At 70.7% G+C, this 17,614-nt stretch carries 12 protein-coding genes; 2 read left to right on the top strand and 10 right to left on the bottom strand.

The window, feature by feature from the left end; translation table 11 throughout:
- The gene (locus tag DEJ02_RS08245) at window positions 1-1,152 is read right to left on the bottom strand and encodes an acyl-CoA desaturase (protein WP_111032628.1); all 1,152 of its coding nucleotides are present in this window, start codon (window positions 1,150-1,152) and stop codon (window positions 1-3) included.
- 166 nt (window positions 1,153-1,318) lie between these two features.
- On the opposite strand from DEJ02_RS08245, the gene DEJ02_RS08240 reads away from it, so the two are divergent.
- The gene (locus DEJ02_RS08240; RefSeq protein WP_111032627.1) at window positions 1,319-2,056 is read left to right on the top strand and encodes a GAF and ANTAR domain-containing protein; all 738 of its coding nucleotides are present in this window, start codon (window positions 1,319-1,321) and stop codon (window positions 2,054-2,056) included.
- 24 nt (window positions 2,057-2,080) lie between these two features.
- On the opposite strand, the gene DEJ02_RS08235 is transcribed toward DEJ02_RS08240, so the two are convergent.
- The 4 genes from DEJ02_RS08235 to DEJ02_RS08220 all read right to left on the bottom strand — a co-directional run bounded on the left by DEJ02_RS08235 (window position 2,081) and on the right by DEJ02_RS08220 (window position 10,237).
- On the bottom strand, window positions 2,081-4,882 hold the full coding sequence (locus tag DEJ02_RS08235; RefSeq protein ID WP_111032626.1) for a hypothetical protein: 2,802 nt from the start codon (window positions 4,880-4,882) through the stop codon (window positions 2,081-2,083).
- Window positions 4,883-5,088: 206 nt separating this feature from the next.
- A complete protein-coding gene (locus tag DEJ02_RS08230) occupies window positions 5,089-6,300 on the bottom strand; it encodes an ice-binding family protein (protein ID WP_181440305.1) in 1,212 nt (403 codons plus the stop codon).
- A gap of 376 nt (window positions 6,301-6,676) precedes the next feature.
- Complete coding sequence (locus tag DEJ02_RS08225; RefSeq protein ID WP_111032624.1) at window positions 6,677-8,812, bottom strand: Ig-like domain repeat protein; 2,136 nt, start codon at window positions 8,810-8,812, stop codon at window positions 6,677-6,679.
- Between the two features lie 138 nt (window positions 8,813-8,950).
- Window positions 8,951-10,237 (bottom strand): HupE/UreJ family protein, encoded by a 1,287-nt coding sequence (locus tag DEJ02_RS08220; protein ID WP_220038372.1) that lies wholly within the window; start codon window positions 10,235-10,237, stop codon window positions 8,951-8,953.
- Window positions 10,238-10,359: 122 nt separating this feature from the next.
- Here DEJ02_RS08220 and DEJ02_RS08215 point away from each other — a divergent pair, with 122 nt between their 5' ends.
- Window positions 10,360-11,082 (top strand): hypothetical protein, encoded by a 723-nt coding sequence (locus DEJ02_RS08215; protein WP_111032623.1) that lies wholly within the window; start codon window positions 10,360-10,362, stop codon window positions 11,080-11,082.
- A 15-nt stretch (window positions 11,083-11,097) separates the two neighbouring features.
- Here DEJ02_RS08215 and DEJ02_RS08210 read toward each other — a convergent pair whose 3' ends face one another.
- From DEJ02_RS08210 to DEJ02_RS08190, 5 genes are all read right to left on the bottom strand, one after another.
- Window positions 11,098-12,021, bottom strand: coding sequence for an ROK family protein (locus tag DEJ02_RS08210; RefSeq protein WP_071404784.1), 924 nt, complete (start codon window positions 12,019-12,021; stop codon window positions 11,098-11,100).
- On the bottom strand, window positions 12,018-13,703 hold the full coding sequence (locus DEJ02_RS08205) for an ABC transporter ATP-binding protein (RefSeq protein ID WP_111032622.1): 1,686 nt from the start codon (window positions 13,701-13,703) through the stop codon (window positions 12,018-12,020). Before DEJ02_RS08205 ends, DEJ02_RS08210 begins: the two co-directional genes overlap by 4 nt.
- Window positions 13,703-14,596, bottom strand: a complete 894-nt coding sequence (locus DEJ02_RS08200) for an ABC transporter permease (protein ID WP_111024068.1) — start codon at window positions 14,594-14,596, stop codon at window positions 13,703-13,705. The genes DEJ02_RS08205 and DEJ02_RS08200 overlap by 1 nt, the downstream gene beginning before the upstream one ends.
- Window positions 14,593-15,552, bottom strand: a complete 960-nt coding sequence (locus tag DEJ02_RS08195; RefSeq protein WP_027467218.1) for an ABC transporter permease — start codon at window positions 15,550-15,552, stop codon at window positions 14,593-14,595. Before DEJ02_RS08195 ends, DEJ02_RS08200 begins: the two co-directional genes overlap by 4 nt.
- Window positions 15,553-15,648: 96 nt before the next feature.
- The gene (locus DEJ02_RS08190; RefSeq protein WP_111032621.1) at window positions 15,649-17,442 is read right to left on the bottom strand and encodes a peptide ABC transporter substrate-binding protein; all 1,794 of its coding nucleotides are present in this window, start codon (window positions 17,440-17,442) and stop codon (window positions 15,649-15,651) included.
- Between the last annotated feature and the right edge of the window lie 172 nt (window positions 17,443-17,614).

The raw sequence follows: 17,614 nt of genomic DNA, 5'->3' as shown, positions 1-17,614 counted from the left end.
TCAGTGGATCCGGAGCTCGGACACCATCGGGCAGACGAAGGGGTCGCGGGCGCCGAGGCCGACGCGGTTGAGGTACCGGACGACGATCCCGTACGAGCGCAGCAGCGTGGTCTCGGTGTACGGCACGTCGAGGGTGTCGCAGTGGTCACGGACGAGCAGGCGAGCCTGCTTCAGCGCCGGACGCGGCATCGACGGGAACAGGTGGTGCTCGACCTGGTAGTTCAGGCCACCCATCAGGAACGACACCCACCAGCCGCCACGGATGTTGCGCGAGGTGCGCACCTGGCGGGAGAAGAAGTCGACCTTCGCGTCGTGTGCGATGGTCGGCATGCCCTTGTGGTTCGGGGCGAACGAGGCACCCATCATCACGCCGAACACGGCCAGCTGCACGCCGAGGAACGCACACGCCATCCCGAACGGCAGGAACCAGAACACCACCGTCAGGTAGATCGCGAACCGCGCAACCAGCAGGATGCCCTCGAGGACCCGCCCCCGGACGTCACTGCGCCCACCCGTCCCGCGGAGCACCGACATGACGGCGGCCCGGTGCAGGTTGATGCCCTCGAGCGTGAGCAACGGGAAGAACAACCAGCCCTGGTACTGCACGAACACCCGGAGCGGCCCGTTCTTGACGGCGGCGGCGTCCTCGGGCAGGAACCGGATCACGTCCGGCGCGATGTCCGGGTCCTTGCCGACGGTGTTCGGGTTGCCGTGGTGACGCGTGTGCTTGTTCATCCACCACGAGTAGCTCAGGCCCACCAGGAACGTCCCGACCCAGCGGCCAGCACGGTCGTTCCACTTCTGGGACGCGAACACCTGACGGTGCGCGGCCTCGTGCGACAGGAACGCGAACTGCGTGAACAGCACACCCAGCGCACCGGCCACGATCAGCTGGAACCACGAGTCACCCAGGAACGCGAACGCGACCCAGCACGCGGCCGTCGCCACGACGAGCGCGGAGAACAGCGCCCAGTAGAACCCCCGACGGCGCTCGAGCAGCCCGGCTTCCTTCACCTGCGCCAACAGCGCGGAGTAGGACGAGGTGCCGCCGGTCCGCGGCCCGGCCGGGGAGCCGGTCTTCCGGTAGCCGCCGGTGAGGGGTTTCGAGCTGGTCTCCCGCTGCGGGCTGGTACCGGCGTGCTGCGTGGTCATGGATTCCCTGGTCGTCATCGGAATGGAGGATCGTTCCGGCGGCCGGGGTCTGGGGCTGCTGGTCCAACGCTAGAGCCGCCGCGCTCCTCGGTGCAAGCCACAGGTCCGCGTGTCCGCTGCTCGGCTACGGTTGTCCCGCCTGCTCGACGGAAGGACCGTTCCCCACATGACCGAGGTACGCGAAGCACGACTGGTCGAGACGTTCGTGACCCTCACCGACAGCCTGGTGGCGGACTACGACGTGGTCGACGTCCTGCAGACGCTGGTCGACCGGGCCGTCGAGCTGTTCGACGCCGCCGCGGGTGCCATCCACCTGCTCGACAAGCACGACGAGCTGCGGGTCGTCGCCTCCACGAGCGAGCGCAGCAGCTTCATCGGTCTGCTCCAGCTCAACGCCGGCGAGGGGCCCTGCATCACCGCCGTGACCACCGGCCGGTTGGTCACCTCGGAGAACGCCGACGACCTGCGGCAGCACTGGCCCCGGTTCGCCGAGGCATCCAGGGCGCGCGGGTACGCGGGCGTCCACGCCATCCCGCTCCGGCTGCGGGACACCACCGTCGGGTCGCTGAACCTGTTCCGCGAGACCGAGGGGGCGCTGAACGGTGCCGATGCCCGAGCCGCGCAGGCCCTCGCCGACGTCGCGACCATCAGCCTGTTGCAGCAACGGACCCTCGAGCACGCGACCCTCACCGCGGAGCAGCTCCAGCGCGCCCTCGACAGCCGGGTCGCCATCGAGCAGGCCAAGGGGTACCTCGCACGTGCGGCCGGGGTCGACGTCGAGGAGGCGTTCGGCATGATCCGTCGCTACGCCCGCGCCCACCAGCGCTCGCTGAGCCAGGTCGCCGCCGCCGTGGCGCGCGACGACGTCCCGCTCGCCGACCTCATCGGGGCCGGAGCGTCCTGAGGGTTCGCTCGGGACCGCGCACGACTACTTCGTCGTCGTGAAGGTACCCCGGGCCCGCTGGTCCGAGCCGTAGCCACGAGCGTGCACCACGTGCGTGCCCGGTGCCAGCGCCGCCACGGTCTTCGTGATCTTCAGGCGGACCTTGCCGGCGGCGTTGGCAGTCGTGCGGGTGGCCCGACCACCGTCGATGCTGACGGTGACCGACTCGCCGGCACGGAACCCCGTCGCCGAGATCGCGACCTTGGCACCCTTCCGGCTGCTCGTCGGCGTCACGGCGATGGCCGTGCTGGACGCCTGCGCCTCGGCACACGCGTCACCCGGGGTCCCGACCGCCGGAGCGGACGCGGTCGGCCGTCCGTTCACGCTGCGCACGCCGTCGTCCTCGCGGATGCGCATCGTGCCGACCGAGTCACCGATCACCGAACCGCCCTGGGTGTTGCTGAGGGTCATCGCGTAGTCCGACGTCCGCGAGAACGACGGGGTGCGGTCACCGTTCACCGAGACCGCGACCGTGCGGCAGACCTCGCCGGGCTGGAACGTGACGGGCTGCACCGCCGGGCGGATGCGCCCGTCGTACGCCTGGTCGAGGTCGAAGGACACCGTCGTGGCCTGCTCGGCCGGTCGGGAGAGCACGACCGCTGCCCGGACCACCGTGCGCGTGCGGCCCTCGTCGACGAACCGGTCCGCGATGCGTGCGGCGGGACGCTTCGTGACCACCGGGGTGCCGAGGGTCGCGGCCGGCACGACCGACAGGTCGCTCAGCAGGACCCCGCTGTTCTTCTGCGGGACGTCGATGGTCACCTCGCGCACCGACGTCAGGTCGATGCCGGTGAACGCGTCGAGGGGGATGCGCGCCTGCTGCAGGATCGTCTTGCGCGGGGCCGTCCGGGTACCGGGGAGCAGCTGTCCGGCACGGCTGGTGTCGGACAGTCGTCGGGTCGCCACGGCACCGGTCGCGTCGTGGAGGGTGATCGAGACGTTCGCGTTCGTCGTCGCGGTGTCGTCCGGGGTGAGGCGGAGCGACAGCGCCTGGAACCCGGTGAAGTCACCGGCCGCCGGAGCCACCGGGACGTGCACCTGGCCGCCGGTCGCCGCCTTGGTGGGCGAGACGTGCAGGGCGGGGGTGGCCGGCACCGACGACGCCAGGTAGGCCGGTGTGTAGTCCGGGGCGTTGGACGAGATCGAGACGCACGCCGGCAGGATCTGCTTCGCGGGCAGGTTGTCGGTGCTCGCGCAGGTCTTCGCCGTCAGGGCACCGGTCGTGGTGATCGCCGGGTTCGCGGTGTCGAACAGGGCGAGGTCACGGCGGCTCGCGCCGGGCTGGGAGGCGCTCACCCGGATGTCGGCCGTGCCCAGGGCGGCGGGCTGGCGGTTGGTGCCGTCGAACATCGGCAGGAACTGCTGCTCACGGTCGAGCGTCAGGCGGAAGAAGCCACTGATCAGGCTCGTGCCGACGGCGTACTGCTGGTCGGACGACAGCCGCGTGGTGTGCTTCGCCTTCGCCCCGCAGACCGCGTCGGACTCGTCGTACCAGTCGTCCGACGACGCCTTCGCGTACTTGCCGGGCGTCCACGTCGTGTTGAAGAAGTTGTGGTTCGCACCCATCACCAGCACCGAGGAGCGCAGCACGTCGTCCCCGAAGGCGGTGCGGGAGTCGTCGTAGAAGTGCTGTCCCTGCAGGTCGGACACGTCGCCGTCGCAGTACGGCAGGACGACCGCCGTGTTGGTGTCCGGCAGGGTCATGCGCCCGAAGTCGGTCGGCGCCAGGGGCAGGACGGCACGGATGCCGAAGGGGTTCGTGCGCTGCGTGTTGAGCAGGGCCGCGCGGACCACGCCGTCACCGCCGCGCGAGTGGCCCATGAGGCCGACGTCCTGCAGGTCGAGCTTGCCGGTGAGCAGCGGCGAGAGCCGGGGCTCCTGTCCGGCGTCCGCGCGCTGCAGCAGGCTGAGGTGGTCGAGGACGAGCTGCCCGCGGGCCACCGCTCCGCCGTCGTCCGAGTAGCTGCCGTCGAGGGCGTTGATCGCGTTCGCGGAGATCGACACGACGACGTTGCCGTGGCTCGCCAGCGCGGTCGCCGCTGCGTTGTAGCCGAGGTAGCTCGGGATGTCGGTCTGTCCCTTCCCGCACGGCCACGCCTTCGGGTTGTACGTGCCGCCGTAGCAGGCCTCGTGGCGGCCGTGCAGGAACACCACGACCGGGCGCTTGCCCGGGGCGTCCTTCGGCACGAAGACGGCGGCACGCATCTCGCCCTTGCGCCCGAAGCCCTTGATCGTCTCGGCTTCGTTGCCCAGGTCGTAGTCGGCCCGGGTGACCGCGTACTGGCCTGCGGCGGCCGGGTCGTCGGTCAGGGGTGCCGGGGCTTCGCTCGGCGCGACCGTCTGCGGCGCGGTGGCGGCCTGCCGGTTGCCCTGCAGGTCGGTCTCGCCCGTCCAGCCGAGCTCGACGCTGCGGGCGTCGGCGACCGCGGGGTCTGTCGTGGTGACCGTCAGCTGCCGCTGGTCGAGGCTCGTCTGCGCGACGCCGATGTCGGTGCCGTCCACGAGCAGGACGGGGGCCGCCGCACGGAGCGGCAAGGGGTCGGCGAGGGTCAGGACGACGGTGTACCCGCCGTCGGTCGGCGTGACCGTCCAGTCGTCACCCTGCGCGACGGGCGTGCCCGGGGTCGTGATCGTGGTCGTCCCCGTCGCGGCGGTGGACCCGTCGCCCGGCGCGGCCGTGGCCGGCAACGCCGCGATCGTGCCGGAGACGGCGAGCGCCCCGGCGATGAGTGTCGAACACGCGATCTGCAGCGCGATGGTGGAACGGCGTCTCGGCGAACGGTTCACGTCGGATCTCCCCTGGTGCGACGGGCATGCGCCACCGCACGCTCCGTCGCCAACAGTAGGGAGCGCGCTGCTCGCCGCGGATCGTCCTGGAGGATGAGGTGGCGGCTCAGTCCCTGAGGGTCCTCACGGGTGCGACGGCCGGGTGCCCGACGGCACGCAGACGGCCCCGCGACCAGGGTCGCGGGGCCGTCGATCGTGCGGGTCGATCAGATGCGGCCGACGGTGCGGCGACGACGACGCAGGACCATGAGCGTGGCACCCGCGGCGAGCAGTGCCGCGGCGATGCTCAGCGGGACGGTCGGGTCCGAGCCGGTGAACGCGAGCTCACCGGTGGGCTGGTCGGTTCCGCCGCCACCGCCGCCGCCGGCGCCTGCGGGGCCGCTCGGGGTGGCGGTGGGCACCACTGCGGGTGCCGTCGGGGTGGGTGTCGCGGTGGGCGCCGGTGCCGGGGCACGGACCGTGATGGTGACCGTCTGGGTGTCGTCCGGGCTGGTGCCGTTCGACGCGGTGATCGTCACGGTCGAGGTGCCCGGGGTGGTCGGGGTGCCGGAGATGACGCCGGTGGTGCTGTCGATCGTCAGGCCGTCGGGCAGACCCGTGGCGGTGAAGGTCGGGTTCGGGGTGCCGGTCGCGGTGACGGTGGACGAGTAGGGCACGTCCACGGTGCCGTCGGACGGGGTGCCCGAGGTGATGGTCGGCGACTCGGACGGCGTGCCCGGTGCGGGGCAGCCGTTGGAGGCCGTGATCGTGTTCGTGTCGAGGGTCACGGCGCCGGTGCGGGCCAGCAGGCGGCCCTGCACGGTCGCGCCGGTGGTGGCGGTCACGGACTGCTGCGCCAGGACGGTGCCCTGGAACTGGGCGCCGGTGCCGACGGTGGCGGAGCTGCCGACCTGCCAGAACACGTTGCACGAGCTGGCGCCGCCGGTGATCACGATCTGGCTGGCGGACCCGATGGTCAGGGTCGACGCGGCCTGGAACACCCACACGGAGTTCGCGCTGCCGGCGAGGGTCAGCGCACCGTTGTTGGCCAGGGCGAGGGCGCCGCCGGAGTACACGCCGGGTGAGAGCGAGAGGCCGTTCAGCTCAGTGAGACCGGTCTGGGTCGGGGAGAGCGACGCGGCGACGTTGTACGCGGTGGTGGTGTCGCGCTGGGCCTGTGCGGCCGCGGCGTCGGTCTGGTGCGTGGTGCCGTTGACGACGCCGTTCGGTGCGCCGCCGAAGCCGGTGATGGACGTGCCCGGTGACAACCCGAGGTCGCCGTTGATCACGGAGGGGCCGGTGTTCGTGACCGCGCTCGCGCCGAGGACGCCGTAGGTCGATGCGGTGCCGAGGTTGACCGGACCGTCGATGACCGTCGCGGCGGATGCTCCGCCACCGGTCCCGAGGGTGACCAGCGCGGCGACGGCAGCCGCCGACACGACCAGGAGGGAACTGCGTCTGAGATGGCGAGCCTGCACGGTCCGACCGCTTCCTGCAAGGAGAGGCGGGGTGACGTCGGCGACGAGCGCGCATTCTCGGTGGCTCGAAGTATGCGCTTCTCCACAGCGATTACCTAGCAATGTCTGAACATTCGCTCAAAGCCTGGCAGTTGGCCTGGCTGCCTAGGCGATCCCGGCATGTGAGCGCATGCTCACCACAGGTTGACCGGCCGCTCTCACCAGCGGACGGGTAGGGAGTTCGGGTCTCCCGTCAGCCGGTGCGGCGCCGGTCCCGGGTAGGACCGGTCGCCCACCCCCGGACACACGGCGAAGGGCCCCGCGATCGGGATCGCGGGGCCCTTGCTGGTGCCGGGTGCTACTTGATGACGACCTTGATGGTCGGGCTGGTGCTCGTGGTGAGCTCCGAGGTCCCCGCGAAGACGGCGTGCAGGTTGTGCGTGCCCTTCTTCAGCGGGAGCTTCGACGTGACCACGCCGTTCTCCACCGTGACGGTGGCGAGGCGCTTCGAGCCCTGGTAGATCCGGGCGGTGCCGTCGACGCTGAAGCCGGTGGCCTTCACCTGGACGGTCGCCTTGCCGCCGCTGTACTTGATGGCGGTGCGGGACGGGGCCTTCTCGACGGTGACCGTCATGGCCTTCGCCGTCTTCGAGTTCGTTCCCGAGTACACCGGGTCCGCGTTGACGAACGAGGCCGTGACCGCGTGCTTGCCGATGGCGAGCGTCTTCGGCAGCGTCACGCTCGCCGCGCCGTCCTTGACCGGGGCGGTGCCGAGGACCTTGCTGCCGTCCTTGAACGTCACGGTGCCCTGCTGGGTACCGATGCCACCGGTGATGGTCGCGGTGACCGTGGCCGGCTTGGCGGTGCCGTAGGTCTGCTCGGCGGCCGACGCGGTGAGCGTGGTGGTCGTCGTCGGCAGCGTGGCGTGCAGGTTGAACTTGTCGACCGTCGAACCGATCGCAGCCGGGTCGGCCGTGGCCGTCGGCTGGAGCGTCACGCCGCAGCTGTCGACCTTGCCGTGCTGCACCGCCGAGTTGAGCGTGGTGCAGTCGCTGGCGCGGATGTTCTCGACGGCGAGCTTGTCGTCGGTGACCGAGACCTTCACGAAGGTGCGGACGTGCTCCTGGTTCTCGACCGAGTTGGCCCAGTGACGCTCACCCTTGGGGTCCAGCGGGTCCGCGCCGTAGCCGCTCTGTGTGGCGTCCGGCGTGGTGAGGTCGTAGTACTTCGAGCCGGAGGCCGAGTTCGCCGTCATGTAGATGACGCCGCCGGGGCCGGAGAAGACCTCGGGAGCAGCGGGCTGCTCGTTGACGTTGGCCTTCTTGCCGTTCTTGATCGCGTAGCTGCGCGAGTAGGAGTGGTCGTGGCCCTGCAGGACCAGGTCGACACCCATGTCCGAGAACGACCGCGTGAAGTCGAACCGGCGCTGCTGGTTGTCACGGTCGTTCGCGTGGTCGGCCGGCGAGTAGATCGAGTGGTGGTAGACCAGCGTCGTCCACTTCGCGTCGTCGCCGTAGCGGTTGATGACGTCGCGCACGTAGTTCACGTGGGCAGCGTCCGAACCGGCCGCGTAGGCGTTCGAGTTGATGTCGATGAACAGGACGCCCTTGTACATGTACCAGTAGTCGCCACCCGAGTTCGCGGTCGTGTTGCCGCCCGGGTAGAAGTCCGGCACCTTGAGGGAGTTCGGCACCTGGTTGTGCTGCTCGTAGGCCTTGCCGCCCACGTCGTGGTTGCCGATGGTCGAGGCCCACGGGTAGCGCTTCAGCACGTCGCTGCTGTCCGCGAACGCACCCCACTCGTACTCGTTGTTGGCGTGCTCGACCTGGTCGCCACCGGAGACCAGGAGCTCGGCGTCCGGCTCGGTCGACGTGGCGTACTTGAGCGTGTCCGCCCAGCCGGCGCCGTCGTCGTCGGTGAAGCCGGACGAACCGATCTGCGGGTCACCGAAGAACAGGAAGTCGAAGTCGCCGGAGAAGCTCTTCGTGGTGAAGGTGTACGACGCGGACCAGGCCGAGCCGTCCGCCGCACCGACGTGGTACGTGTACGACGTGTTCGGCTCGAGGGCCGAGATCGTCGCGTGCGCGTTGATGTAGCCCGACTCGGCGGCGATGCCCGGGATGCTCTTGGTGTTCGAGTCGGTCGCGCTCGAGTCGGCTGCGGTGTTCGCTGCCTCCGAGGCGGCGACCGTCTCCTTGGCGTCCGTGAAGACGCCGTCCGTCATGGACGCGGTCTTCTGGATCTCGAGCGACTGCGCGACGTTCGTGGGGAAGTACCACGAGGCGATGCGCTGGCTCTCGGTCGCGCCGACGCCGAGCAGGATGTGGATCGGGCCACCGGTCGAGATGTTGGTGGTGGGGGTGTTCGTCGCAGCGGTGGCGGCGTTCGTGCCGACCATCGAGGCACCGGCGATGAGCGCGGCCCCGAGGACGGCTCCGCAGACGCGGAGGGTGGTGGTTCTGCGCCGGGTAGTGGCGCCGGACAGGAGACTCATGTTGGTCCGTTTCTCAGACGTGGGATGGTGCAGCACGGAAGACTCTGCATGCACTGCAAAACGTCTTGGTAAACGCTGAGTGACGGTTCGTCGCCGTTCAGGAACGAACGCGACTCGTCAGCAGGTCCGTGGCGAGCGTCAGCCCGCCGCGAGCCGCTCGACGAACCAGATCATCCCCATCACGAACACGCCGGCGGTCACGGCGCCCGTCACCCAGAGCGACACCCGGTGCGCCTTCCGCCGCAGCAGCGAGAGCGGCGGGAAGACGATGACGATGATCGCGAGCTGCACGGCCTCGATGCCGACGTTGAAGATGAGGAGCGAAACGAGCAGCTGCCACGAGAACGCCTCGTGGATGCCGAGGGCCCCGGCGAACCCGAGCCCGTGGATGAGCCCGAAGGCGAAGACGACGGCCAGGCGGGTCCACCCGGCGCGGTCGAGCGAGAAGTGTCCGTGCTCGCCGACCACCAGTTCGTCGGCCCGCGACCGACGACGCCAGAGCCGCCACAGGTACCAGCCGGCGACCGCGGCGATCGACAGGGCGATGAGCGGCTCGACGACGATCGCGGGCGGGCTGACCACACCGAGGGCGGCGAGGATGAACGTGATCGAGTGGGCGATCGTGAACGCGGACGCCGTGTAGACGACCTCGCGCAGACGACGCGAACCGGCGATGAGCGCCACGAGGAACAGGATGTGGTCGATCCCGGTGAGCAGGTGCTCGGCGCCGAGCCGGAAGAACTCCCAGAAGCGCTCACCCGCGGACTGCTCGGTCGAGAACGTGCGCTGCGAGGCGTCGAGGGTGGCCGAACCCGTCCGGTCGTCCACGTCGTAGGTGACGATCGTCTTGGTGTCGCGCACGAAGGTCTCGTCGTCGGGGAAGAGCTCCGACGACACCACGTGCCCGGACTGCGTCTCCGACGGTTCCGGGCAGGTGAAGTCCGCGGTCACGTGGGCGTACGGCACCTCGTCCTGCAGGTCGACGGTGACGGTGTCGTCGAGCGTGCCCGTGCAGGCCTGCCCGCCGGCTCCGGTCACCCGGAACCGGTCGAACACGTACTTCCCGATCGCGTCGGTGTGCGCCTCGGCAGCCGAGACCATGCCGGGGAAGTCACCGTCGTCCCAGGCCTGCTGCCCCTGCTCGTGCAGCGCGTCGTCGTGCTCGCTCGTGGCCACCGAGACGAGCATCAGGTCGTACTCGAGCCCGAGCTTCGCCTGCACCACCGTCGGCTTCGTGGACGTGACGTCGGCGTAGACCACCGAGCTGAAGCCGTGCGCCGACGCCGGTGCGGCTCCCCCGAGCACGCCGATCACGACCACCCCGAGCAGCACGAGCGCGGCGACGACGCGTGCGACGAGCGCGAACAGGGGGAGGGAGCGGGCAGGGCGGGCGCGCAGGAGCGCGGCGGTGGTTCCGGAGGGCACGCGCAGACGATCCGGCCCGCAGACGACCGGCAGGTGAACAACCGGTGACCAGCAGCGGGACGGCGGTCGGACAGGTCCCCGGACCGGCCCGGAGCGGCCGTCGGGCGTGCTTGCATGGTGCCGTGATCCGCCCCGCCACCCGGCCGACCTCCCTGTTGACCGCCGTCGCCCTCGCCGCGGCCGGCACCGCTCTGCTGGCCGGCTGCTCCGGGGCGTGGAACGGCCCCACCGGCGGCACCGGCACCGGCCCGACGGCGACCGCGTCGGCGCACGCCTCGGCCGGGGTCCTGGGCACCGGGTTCTCCGACCCCGACCAGCCGCCGGCACCCGAGGCCACCATCCACCCCGAGCCCGGTTCGTGGTCCGGGGTGCACGCCCCCGCCGGCTACGACGTCGTGCTGCTCTCCGACGCGGGTGACGCCGCCGACGCTCCGACCCGGACCCTGCTCGACGCCGTCGAGTCGTGGGCCGCGGACGAGGACGTCACCGTCACCCCGGTCTCGGCGAAGGGCCCCGACGACCGGATCGCCGCGGTCCTGCGCGCCGTCGACGCCGAGCCCGACCTGGTCATCACCGTCGGCAACCACATGGTCGACCCGCTCGCGGCCGTCTCGCCGACCGCGCTCCACCAGCAGTTCCTGGTCGTCGGTGCCGAGATCGCGGAGCCGACGTCGAACGTCACGGCGGCGGACTGGACGGGCGGTGGGTTCCGCGGCGAGGGCCTCGGGCCGTCGAGCCACTACGACCCGGAGACCTTCACCGAGGACCGCGCGGCCCGCGGCCTGCGCGCCGGCCTCGCCGCCGTGCTCCACGACCTGCGCGGCATCGTCGTCTGGGTGCCCTGACCGGGCGCTCCCCCGCTACGCGGTCTCTGGCTCCAGGACGCGCGCCCGCACCTGCGCCGCTGCGCCGAGTGCCACGGCGTCGGACCCGAGCGTCGACTGCGCGAGCCGGATCGTCGCCCCGCTGACCGGCGGTTCCGCGGCGATCGCCGCCGAGATGGCCGGTTCGAGCAGGTCCCAGGACCGAGCGATCCCGCCGCCGATCAGGACGGTGGTGACGTCGAGGATCCCCGCGGTCAGCAGTGCGGCACGCGCCAGGCCCCACCCCGCGGTGGCGAAGACGGCGGCCGCGTCGGCGTCCCCACCGCGTGCGGCGACGGCGACGTCCCGTGCCGAGAGCATCCGCCCCGAGCGTTCGGCGTAGCGGTCGGCGATGCCGCGTGCGCCCGCGATGGTCTCCAGGTGCCCGGTCTGCCCGCAGGTGCACCGGGCATCGCCGAAGCCGGGGACGTGGCCGATCTCGCCGGCGGCTCCGCGCGGGCCGGCGAAGAGCCGTCCGTCGAGCACGAGCGCGCCGCCGACGCCGGTGCCGAGGGTCATCCCGAGCACGTCGGACTCCCCCACGACCGCACCGGTGGCGATCTCGCCGAGCAGGAACGCGTTCACGTCGTTGTCCAGGGTCGCGGGGACGCCGAGGGCGTCCGTCACCGCCCGGGTCACGCCGTACCCGGCCCACCCGGTGAACGAGTTGCCGGTGACCAGGACGGTCCCCGTGGTCCGGTCGACGACGCCGGCCGCGCCCACCCCGACACCCGCCAAGGAGGCCCGGTGCGTCTCGAGCAGACCCGTCACGGCCCCGAGTGCGGCCGTCACGATCGCCGCCCCACCCGCGTGGGCGGGCGTCGGCAGGTCGAGGCGGTCGATGACCTCGAGGTCGGGCGTGGTCAGGACGACCTTCGTGTTGGTGCCGCCGACGTCGACCCCGGCCAGGACCCGGGTCACGCGGTCACCGCCGCGAGAGAGGCCAGGCGCTCCGTCCGACGCTGCCGTTGCAGCACGGGGTCGGGCACCGGTACCGCGGCGAGCAGGCGACGGGTGTAGTCGGTGGTGGGGTGCAGCAGCGTCGTGCCGGTGGTGCCCTGTTCCTCGACGACGCCCTGGCGCATCACGACGACGCGCTCGGCGAAGTGCTGCACGACGGCCAGGTCGTGCGAGACGAACAGGCACGCGAAGCCGAGGTCGTCCTGCAGCTCGCCGAGGACCTCGAGCACGGTCTCCTGCACGCTGACGTCGAGCGCCGAGGTGGGTTCGTCGGCGACGAGCAACCGCGGTTCGAGCACCAGCGCCCGGGCGAGCGAGACCCGCTGGCGCTGCCCGCCGGAGAGCTCGCGCGGGGCACGGGACGCCAGGGTCCGCGGCAGCCGGACGGCGTCGAGCACCTCGTCGATGCGACGACGACGATCGGCCGAGGACATCCCGCGACGGTGCACGGCGAGGGGCTCCGCGATGCACTCGGCCACCGACATCCGGGCGTCGAGGGACGCCACCGGGTCCTGCAGCACGACGCCGATGCCGGAGCGGAGTGCCCGGCGGTCACGGCCCTTCGCGGTCCGCAGGTCCTGCCCGAACAGCGACACCGTGCCGGACGTCGGCTTGATGAGCCCGAGCGCCACGCGGGCCGCGGTCGACTTGCCGGAGCCGGACTCGCCGACCAGGCCGACGGTCTCGCCGGCGTGCACCGCGATGTCGATGCCCGCAAGCGCGTGGACGGCGCGCGCCCCGCGCCCGAACGTCACCGAGACGTCCCGCAGGTCGACCACCGGGGCCGCACCGGGCCTCCCGGCCGGCTCGGTCTCCGCGTCGGTGACGGGAGCCGGCGGACGATCGCCCGCCACGTCGAGCCGCGGCACCGCGGCGAGCAACCGCTTGGTGTACTCGTGCTCGGGGCGGAGCAGGACGTCCTCGACCCCGCCGGTCTCGACGATCTCGCCCTGGAGCATGACCGCGACCCGGTCGGCGAAGTCCGCGACGACCCCCATGTTGTGCGTGACGAGCAGCACGCCGGTACCGGTCTCGACGGCGAGCGCGCGGAGGAGCTCGAGGATCTCGGCCTGCACGGTCACGTCGAGGGCCGTGGTCGGCTCGTCCGCGATGAGGAGCTTCGGGGCGTTCGCGATCGCCATCGCGATGACCACGCGCTGGCGCTGCCCGCCCGACAGCTGGAACGGGAACGACCGGGTACGTGACTCGGGGTCGGGGATGCCGACGCGACGGAGCAGGTCGACGGCCTCGGCCGCGGCGGCGGACGCGGAGACGTCACGGTGGTTCCGGATCACCTCGGCGATCTGGGCACCGACGCGGGTGAGCGGGTCGAGGGCGGTCGCGGGCTCCTGGAAGACCATCGAGACGGTCGAGCCGCGCAGTGCCCGGAGTTCGGGCTCGGCTGCCCCGACGACCTCGTGCCCGGCGACGACGGCGCTGCCCGAGGCCGTCGCGTTGCCGGAGAGCAGACCCATCGCGGCGAGGGCGACGGTGGACTTGCCGGAGCCGGACTCGCCGACCAGGGCGAGGGTCTCGCCGGGGGCGACCGACAGGGACACCCCGCGCACGGCGTCGACGGTGCCGGACTCGGTGCTGAAGGAGACGCCGAGGTCGGTCGTCCGCAGGATCGGTTCGTTGGTCATCAGCGGCCCCGCACGTCGAAGGCGTCCCGCAGTCCGTCGCCCACCGCGTTGAACGCGCAGACGACCAGGATCACGGCCAGACCCGGCGGCACGATGAGCCACCAGCGTCCGGAGTAGGCGGCGGTGAGACCCGCCGAGAGCATGCCACCCCAGTCCGTCGCGGGCGGCTGCACGCCGAGCCCGAGGTACGAGACGTAGGCGACCAGCAGGATCGCGTCGGCGACCTGGAACGTCGCCGCGACGACGATCGTCGACACCGAGTTCGGCAGCAGGTGCTTGCCGATCGCGCGGGCGTGCGAGCCACCGATCGCGCGCAGGGTCAGGACGTAGTCACGGTTCTTGAGCGTCAGGGTCTCGGCGCGGATCAGGCGGGACGGCACGAGCCACGACACCAGGCCGAGGATGACGATGAGGCCGCCGACCCCGGGGTTCGTGATCGCCGAGATGACGAGCAGGATGAACAGGGCCGGGATCGCGATGCCGGCGTCGACGACGCGCATCATCAGGGCGTCGACCCAGCCGCCGACGTACCCGGCGACGGAACCCCACAGCGTGCCGACGACGGTGGCCAGGACCCCGGCGGCGATGCCCACCATCAGGGAGACCTTGCCGCCGTACATCAGGCGGCCGAGGACGTCGTGGCCGACGGCGTCGGTGCCGAGCCAGTGCGCGGCGCTCGGGCCCTGGTTGGCCTGCTCGAGCAGCGTGTGGGTCTGGTCGGTCGGGTACACGAACGGGCCGACGAAGCAGAACAGCACGATGACGACGATCAGGGCGAGGCCGATCACGGCGAGGGTGTTGCTCCGGAACCGGCGGGCGGCGAGCCGGAACCCGGTGGCCGCGACGGTGACGGGGGCGCCCGGGGCTTCGGGGGCCATCTGGACGGCGGTCATGCGCGGCTCGCCTTCACTCTGGGATCGATGAGGGACTGTGCGACGTCGGCGAGCAGGGTGCCGATGACGGTCGCGATGGAGATGACGAGCACGCAGCCGAGCAGCGTCGGGTAGTCGGAGGACTGTGCGGCGTTCCAGAACAGCAGCCCCATGCCGGGGTAGTTGAACAGCTGCTCGGTCACCAGGGCGCCACCGAACAGCACCGGCAGGTAGTACCCGAGCATCGCGACGACCGGGGTCAGCGAGTTCCGGAACACGTGCCGTCGCAGGATCGTCGCGGTCGAGGCGCCGCCGGCACGGGCCGTGCGGACGTAGTCCTCCTGCAGGTTCTCGAGCGTCGAGGCGCGCATGTACCGACTGAACACCGCGATCATCGCGAGGGCTCCGGTCACCACGGGCAGCACGAGTCCGGCGGGGTCCTGGAACACCTCGGCCAGGGTGGTGCCGCTCGGTGCCTGGGACGGCAGCCACGGCAGCTGCTGGCTGAAGACGATGATCAGGACGAGGCCGAGGAAGAACGCGGGCGTCGAGTAGAAGACGAACGCGAGGGCGGTGGCTGCGTAGTCGACCGCACCGTTGCGGCGGGCCGCCTGGAGCATCCCGACCGGGATCGCGACGACGAGTCCGAGCACCGCGGAGATGCCGGTGAGCACGAGGGTCTTCGGCAGGCGCTCGGCGATGAGCTGCGAGACCGGCTCGTTGAGCGTGTACGAGGTGCCGAGGTCGCCGGTGAGCAGGCGACCGAGGAACCGCAGGTACTGCACGGGCAGCGGCTGGTCGAGCCCCTGCGCCTGGTTGAACTGGGCGATCTGCGTGGGGGTCGCGGAGACGCCGAGCACGCCGCGGGCGGGGCCGCCGGGCAGCGCGTGCAGCAGGCAGAACACCACGACGGTGACGATGAGGATCACCGCGAGTGCCTGCAGGACGCGCCTGGTGAGGTAGAGAGCTGTGGTCATGCGGGTTCCGATGGTCGGTTCTTGCGTGAGCCGGGGCGGAGGCGCGGTGCGGGTCGGGCCCGCACCGCGCCTCCAGGCCGTGGTCGCGTCAGCGACCTACTTGGTCCACTTCCACTGGGCCGGGTGGAAGTTGGCGAGCGAGTCCTGGTCGAACCCGGACAGGCCCTTCTTGACGACCGAGATCTGGTAGTCGGGGCTCGGCAGCCAGATCACCGGCAGGTCCTTCGCGACCGCGGCGCTGTAGTCCTGCACGGCGGTGGCGTCGGTCGAGGTGGTGGTCGCGTCGATCAGGGAGTCGACCTCCTTGTTCGAGTAGCTGCCGAAGTTCGCCGAACCGCCGGTCTGGAACAGCGACTCACCGGTCGGGTAGGCCGGGAAGTACCAGCTGCCCGCGGTGCCGAAGAACGACAGGTCCCAGTCGCAGCTGGCCTCGTCCGAGGTGCAGGTCGGGGTCTGCGACAGCACGCTCGACACCGGTGCGGTCTTGATGATGAAGTCGATGCCGGTCTTCGCGAGCGAGGACTGGATCGCGCTCATCATGTTGTCGGTCACGGTCGAACCGGACTGCGACAGGACCTGCATCGAGAACTTCGTGCCCTCCTTGACCCCCTCGCCACACTGGCTGGCGGACGTGCCCGGGTCGGTGCAGACCATCGTGCCGCCCTGCTCCTCCCAACCGTGGCTGGTCAGCAGGTCCTTGGCCTTCGAGGTGCTGAACGGGTACGGGTTCGACTTCTGCACGTCGGAGACGTAGTCGGACTCCTGTGCCTGCGGGATCGGACCGTAGGTCGAGGTGGCGGTGCCGTTGAAGACGACCTTCGACAGCGACGTCTGGTCGATCGACATCTGGACGGCCTGACGGGCGTACAGCTGCTTGAAGACGGCGCCCATGTCGGGGTTGTTGAAGTTGTACGGCATGTACGTGATCGCCCAGCCGGTCCACGGCTCGACCTCGTAGCCCTTCCCGGTGAAGGACGCCTTCTGGTCCATGTCGGTGGCGTTGATGTAGCCGTAGTCGACCTCGCCCGAGCGGACGGCGTTCACCTCGGCGTCGGCCGTGGTGAAGGGCAGCAGGTTCACCGTGGTGATCGACGGCTTCTCGCCACCGTCGTACTTCTTGTTCGCCGTCAGGGTGACCTTGCCGGCCGTGGTGAAGGTCTTGACCCCGTACGGGCCGGAGATGGTCTTCCACAGGTCGTCGGTGGCGTAGTCGGAGATCTTGCCGGCGGCGGTGTTGAGGTACTTCCACACCTGCTTCGCGCCGGCGGTGGTCTCGTCGGCGTCGGTCACCTTCGCGGTCGCGCTGGTCTTGTCCCAGGCGTGCTGGGGCAACGGGATGATGTGGCTCAGCTGGTTGGCGAGCATCCAGTCCGAGTTGTAGGCCTTGTCGAACGTGATGGTGAAGTGCGTGTCGTCGACGGCCTTGAACGAGGTCCAGTTGTCCGGCGCCTTGCCCTTGGAGTACGAACCCCACTGGTCCTTGTTCGCCTTGATCAGGTTGAACCAGAACCCGACGTCGCGGCTCGTGATCGCCTCGCCGTCCGACCAGTGCCGGTCGCCGAGCGTCATGGTGACGCTCTTGCCGTCGTCGGCGAACTTCGCGTCGGTGGCGACGGAGCCGGCCTTGTTCCACGCGATCTTGCCGGTGGAGCCGTCGTACGCGACGAGCGGCTCGTACAGCGACTGGGCGATGGAGCCGTTGTTCGTGTTGAGGTGCGCGGCGGTGCCGATCGGCAGGATCCAGTTCGGCGTGAAGTTGGCGGGGAGCGCGTAGTCGATCTCGTCGGTCGATCCCTGCGAGGCGTTGCCGCCTCCGGAACAGCCGGCGAGCAGCGCGCTCACGGCGATCGCAGCTCCGGTGAGGAGCGCCCAGCGACGGGGCTTGGACATGCGGTGTCTCCTTGTGCGAGGGACTTCGGGGAGGTGGAGCACGGGTGCCGAGCGGCACGAGGACAGTCAAGGACCAAAGCGATTGGAAAAACAAACATCTCGATGTAAAAACTGCGTTACTGCGGAACGGACGAAAGGGTGGACCGCTCGATCCGCCCCGTAGGCTCGCGGC

Origin of the sequence: Curtobacterium sp. MCLR17_042 (genome assembly GCF_003234695.1) — a bacterium.
Lineage (GTDB): Bacteria > Actinomycetota > Actinomycetes > Actinomycetales > Microbacteriaceae > Curtobacterium > Curtobacterium flaccumfaciens.
Note: the sequence above shows the minus strand (reverse complement) of the source record. Positions and strands in the feature narration are given on the sequence as shown.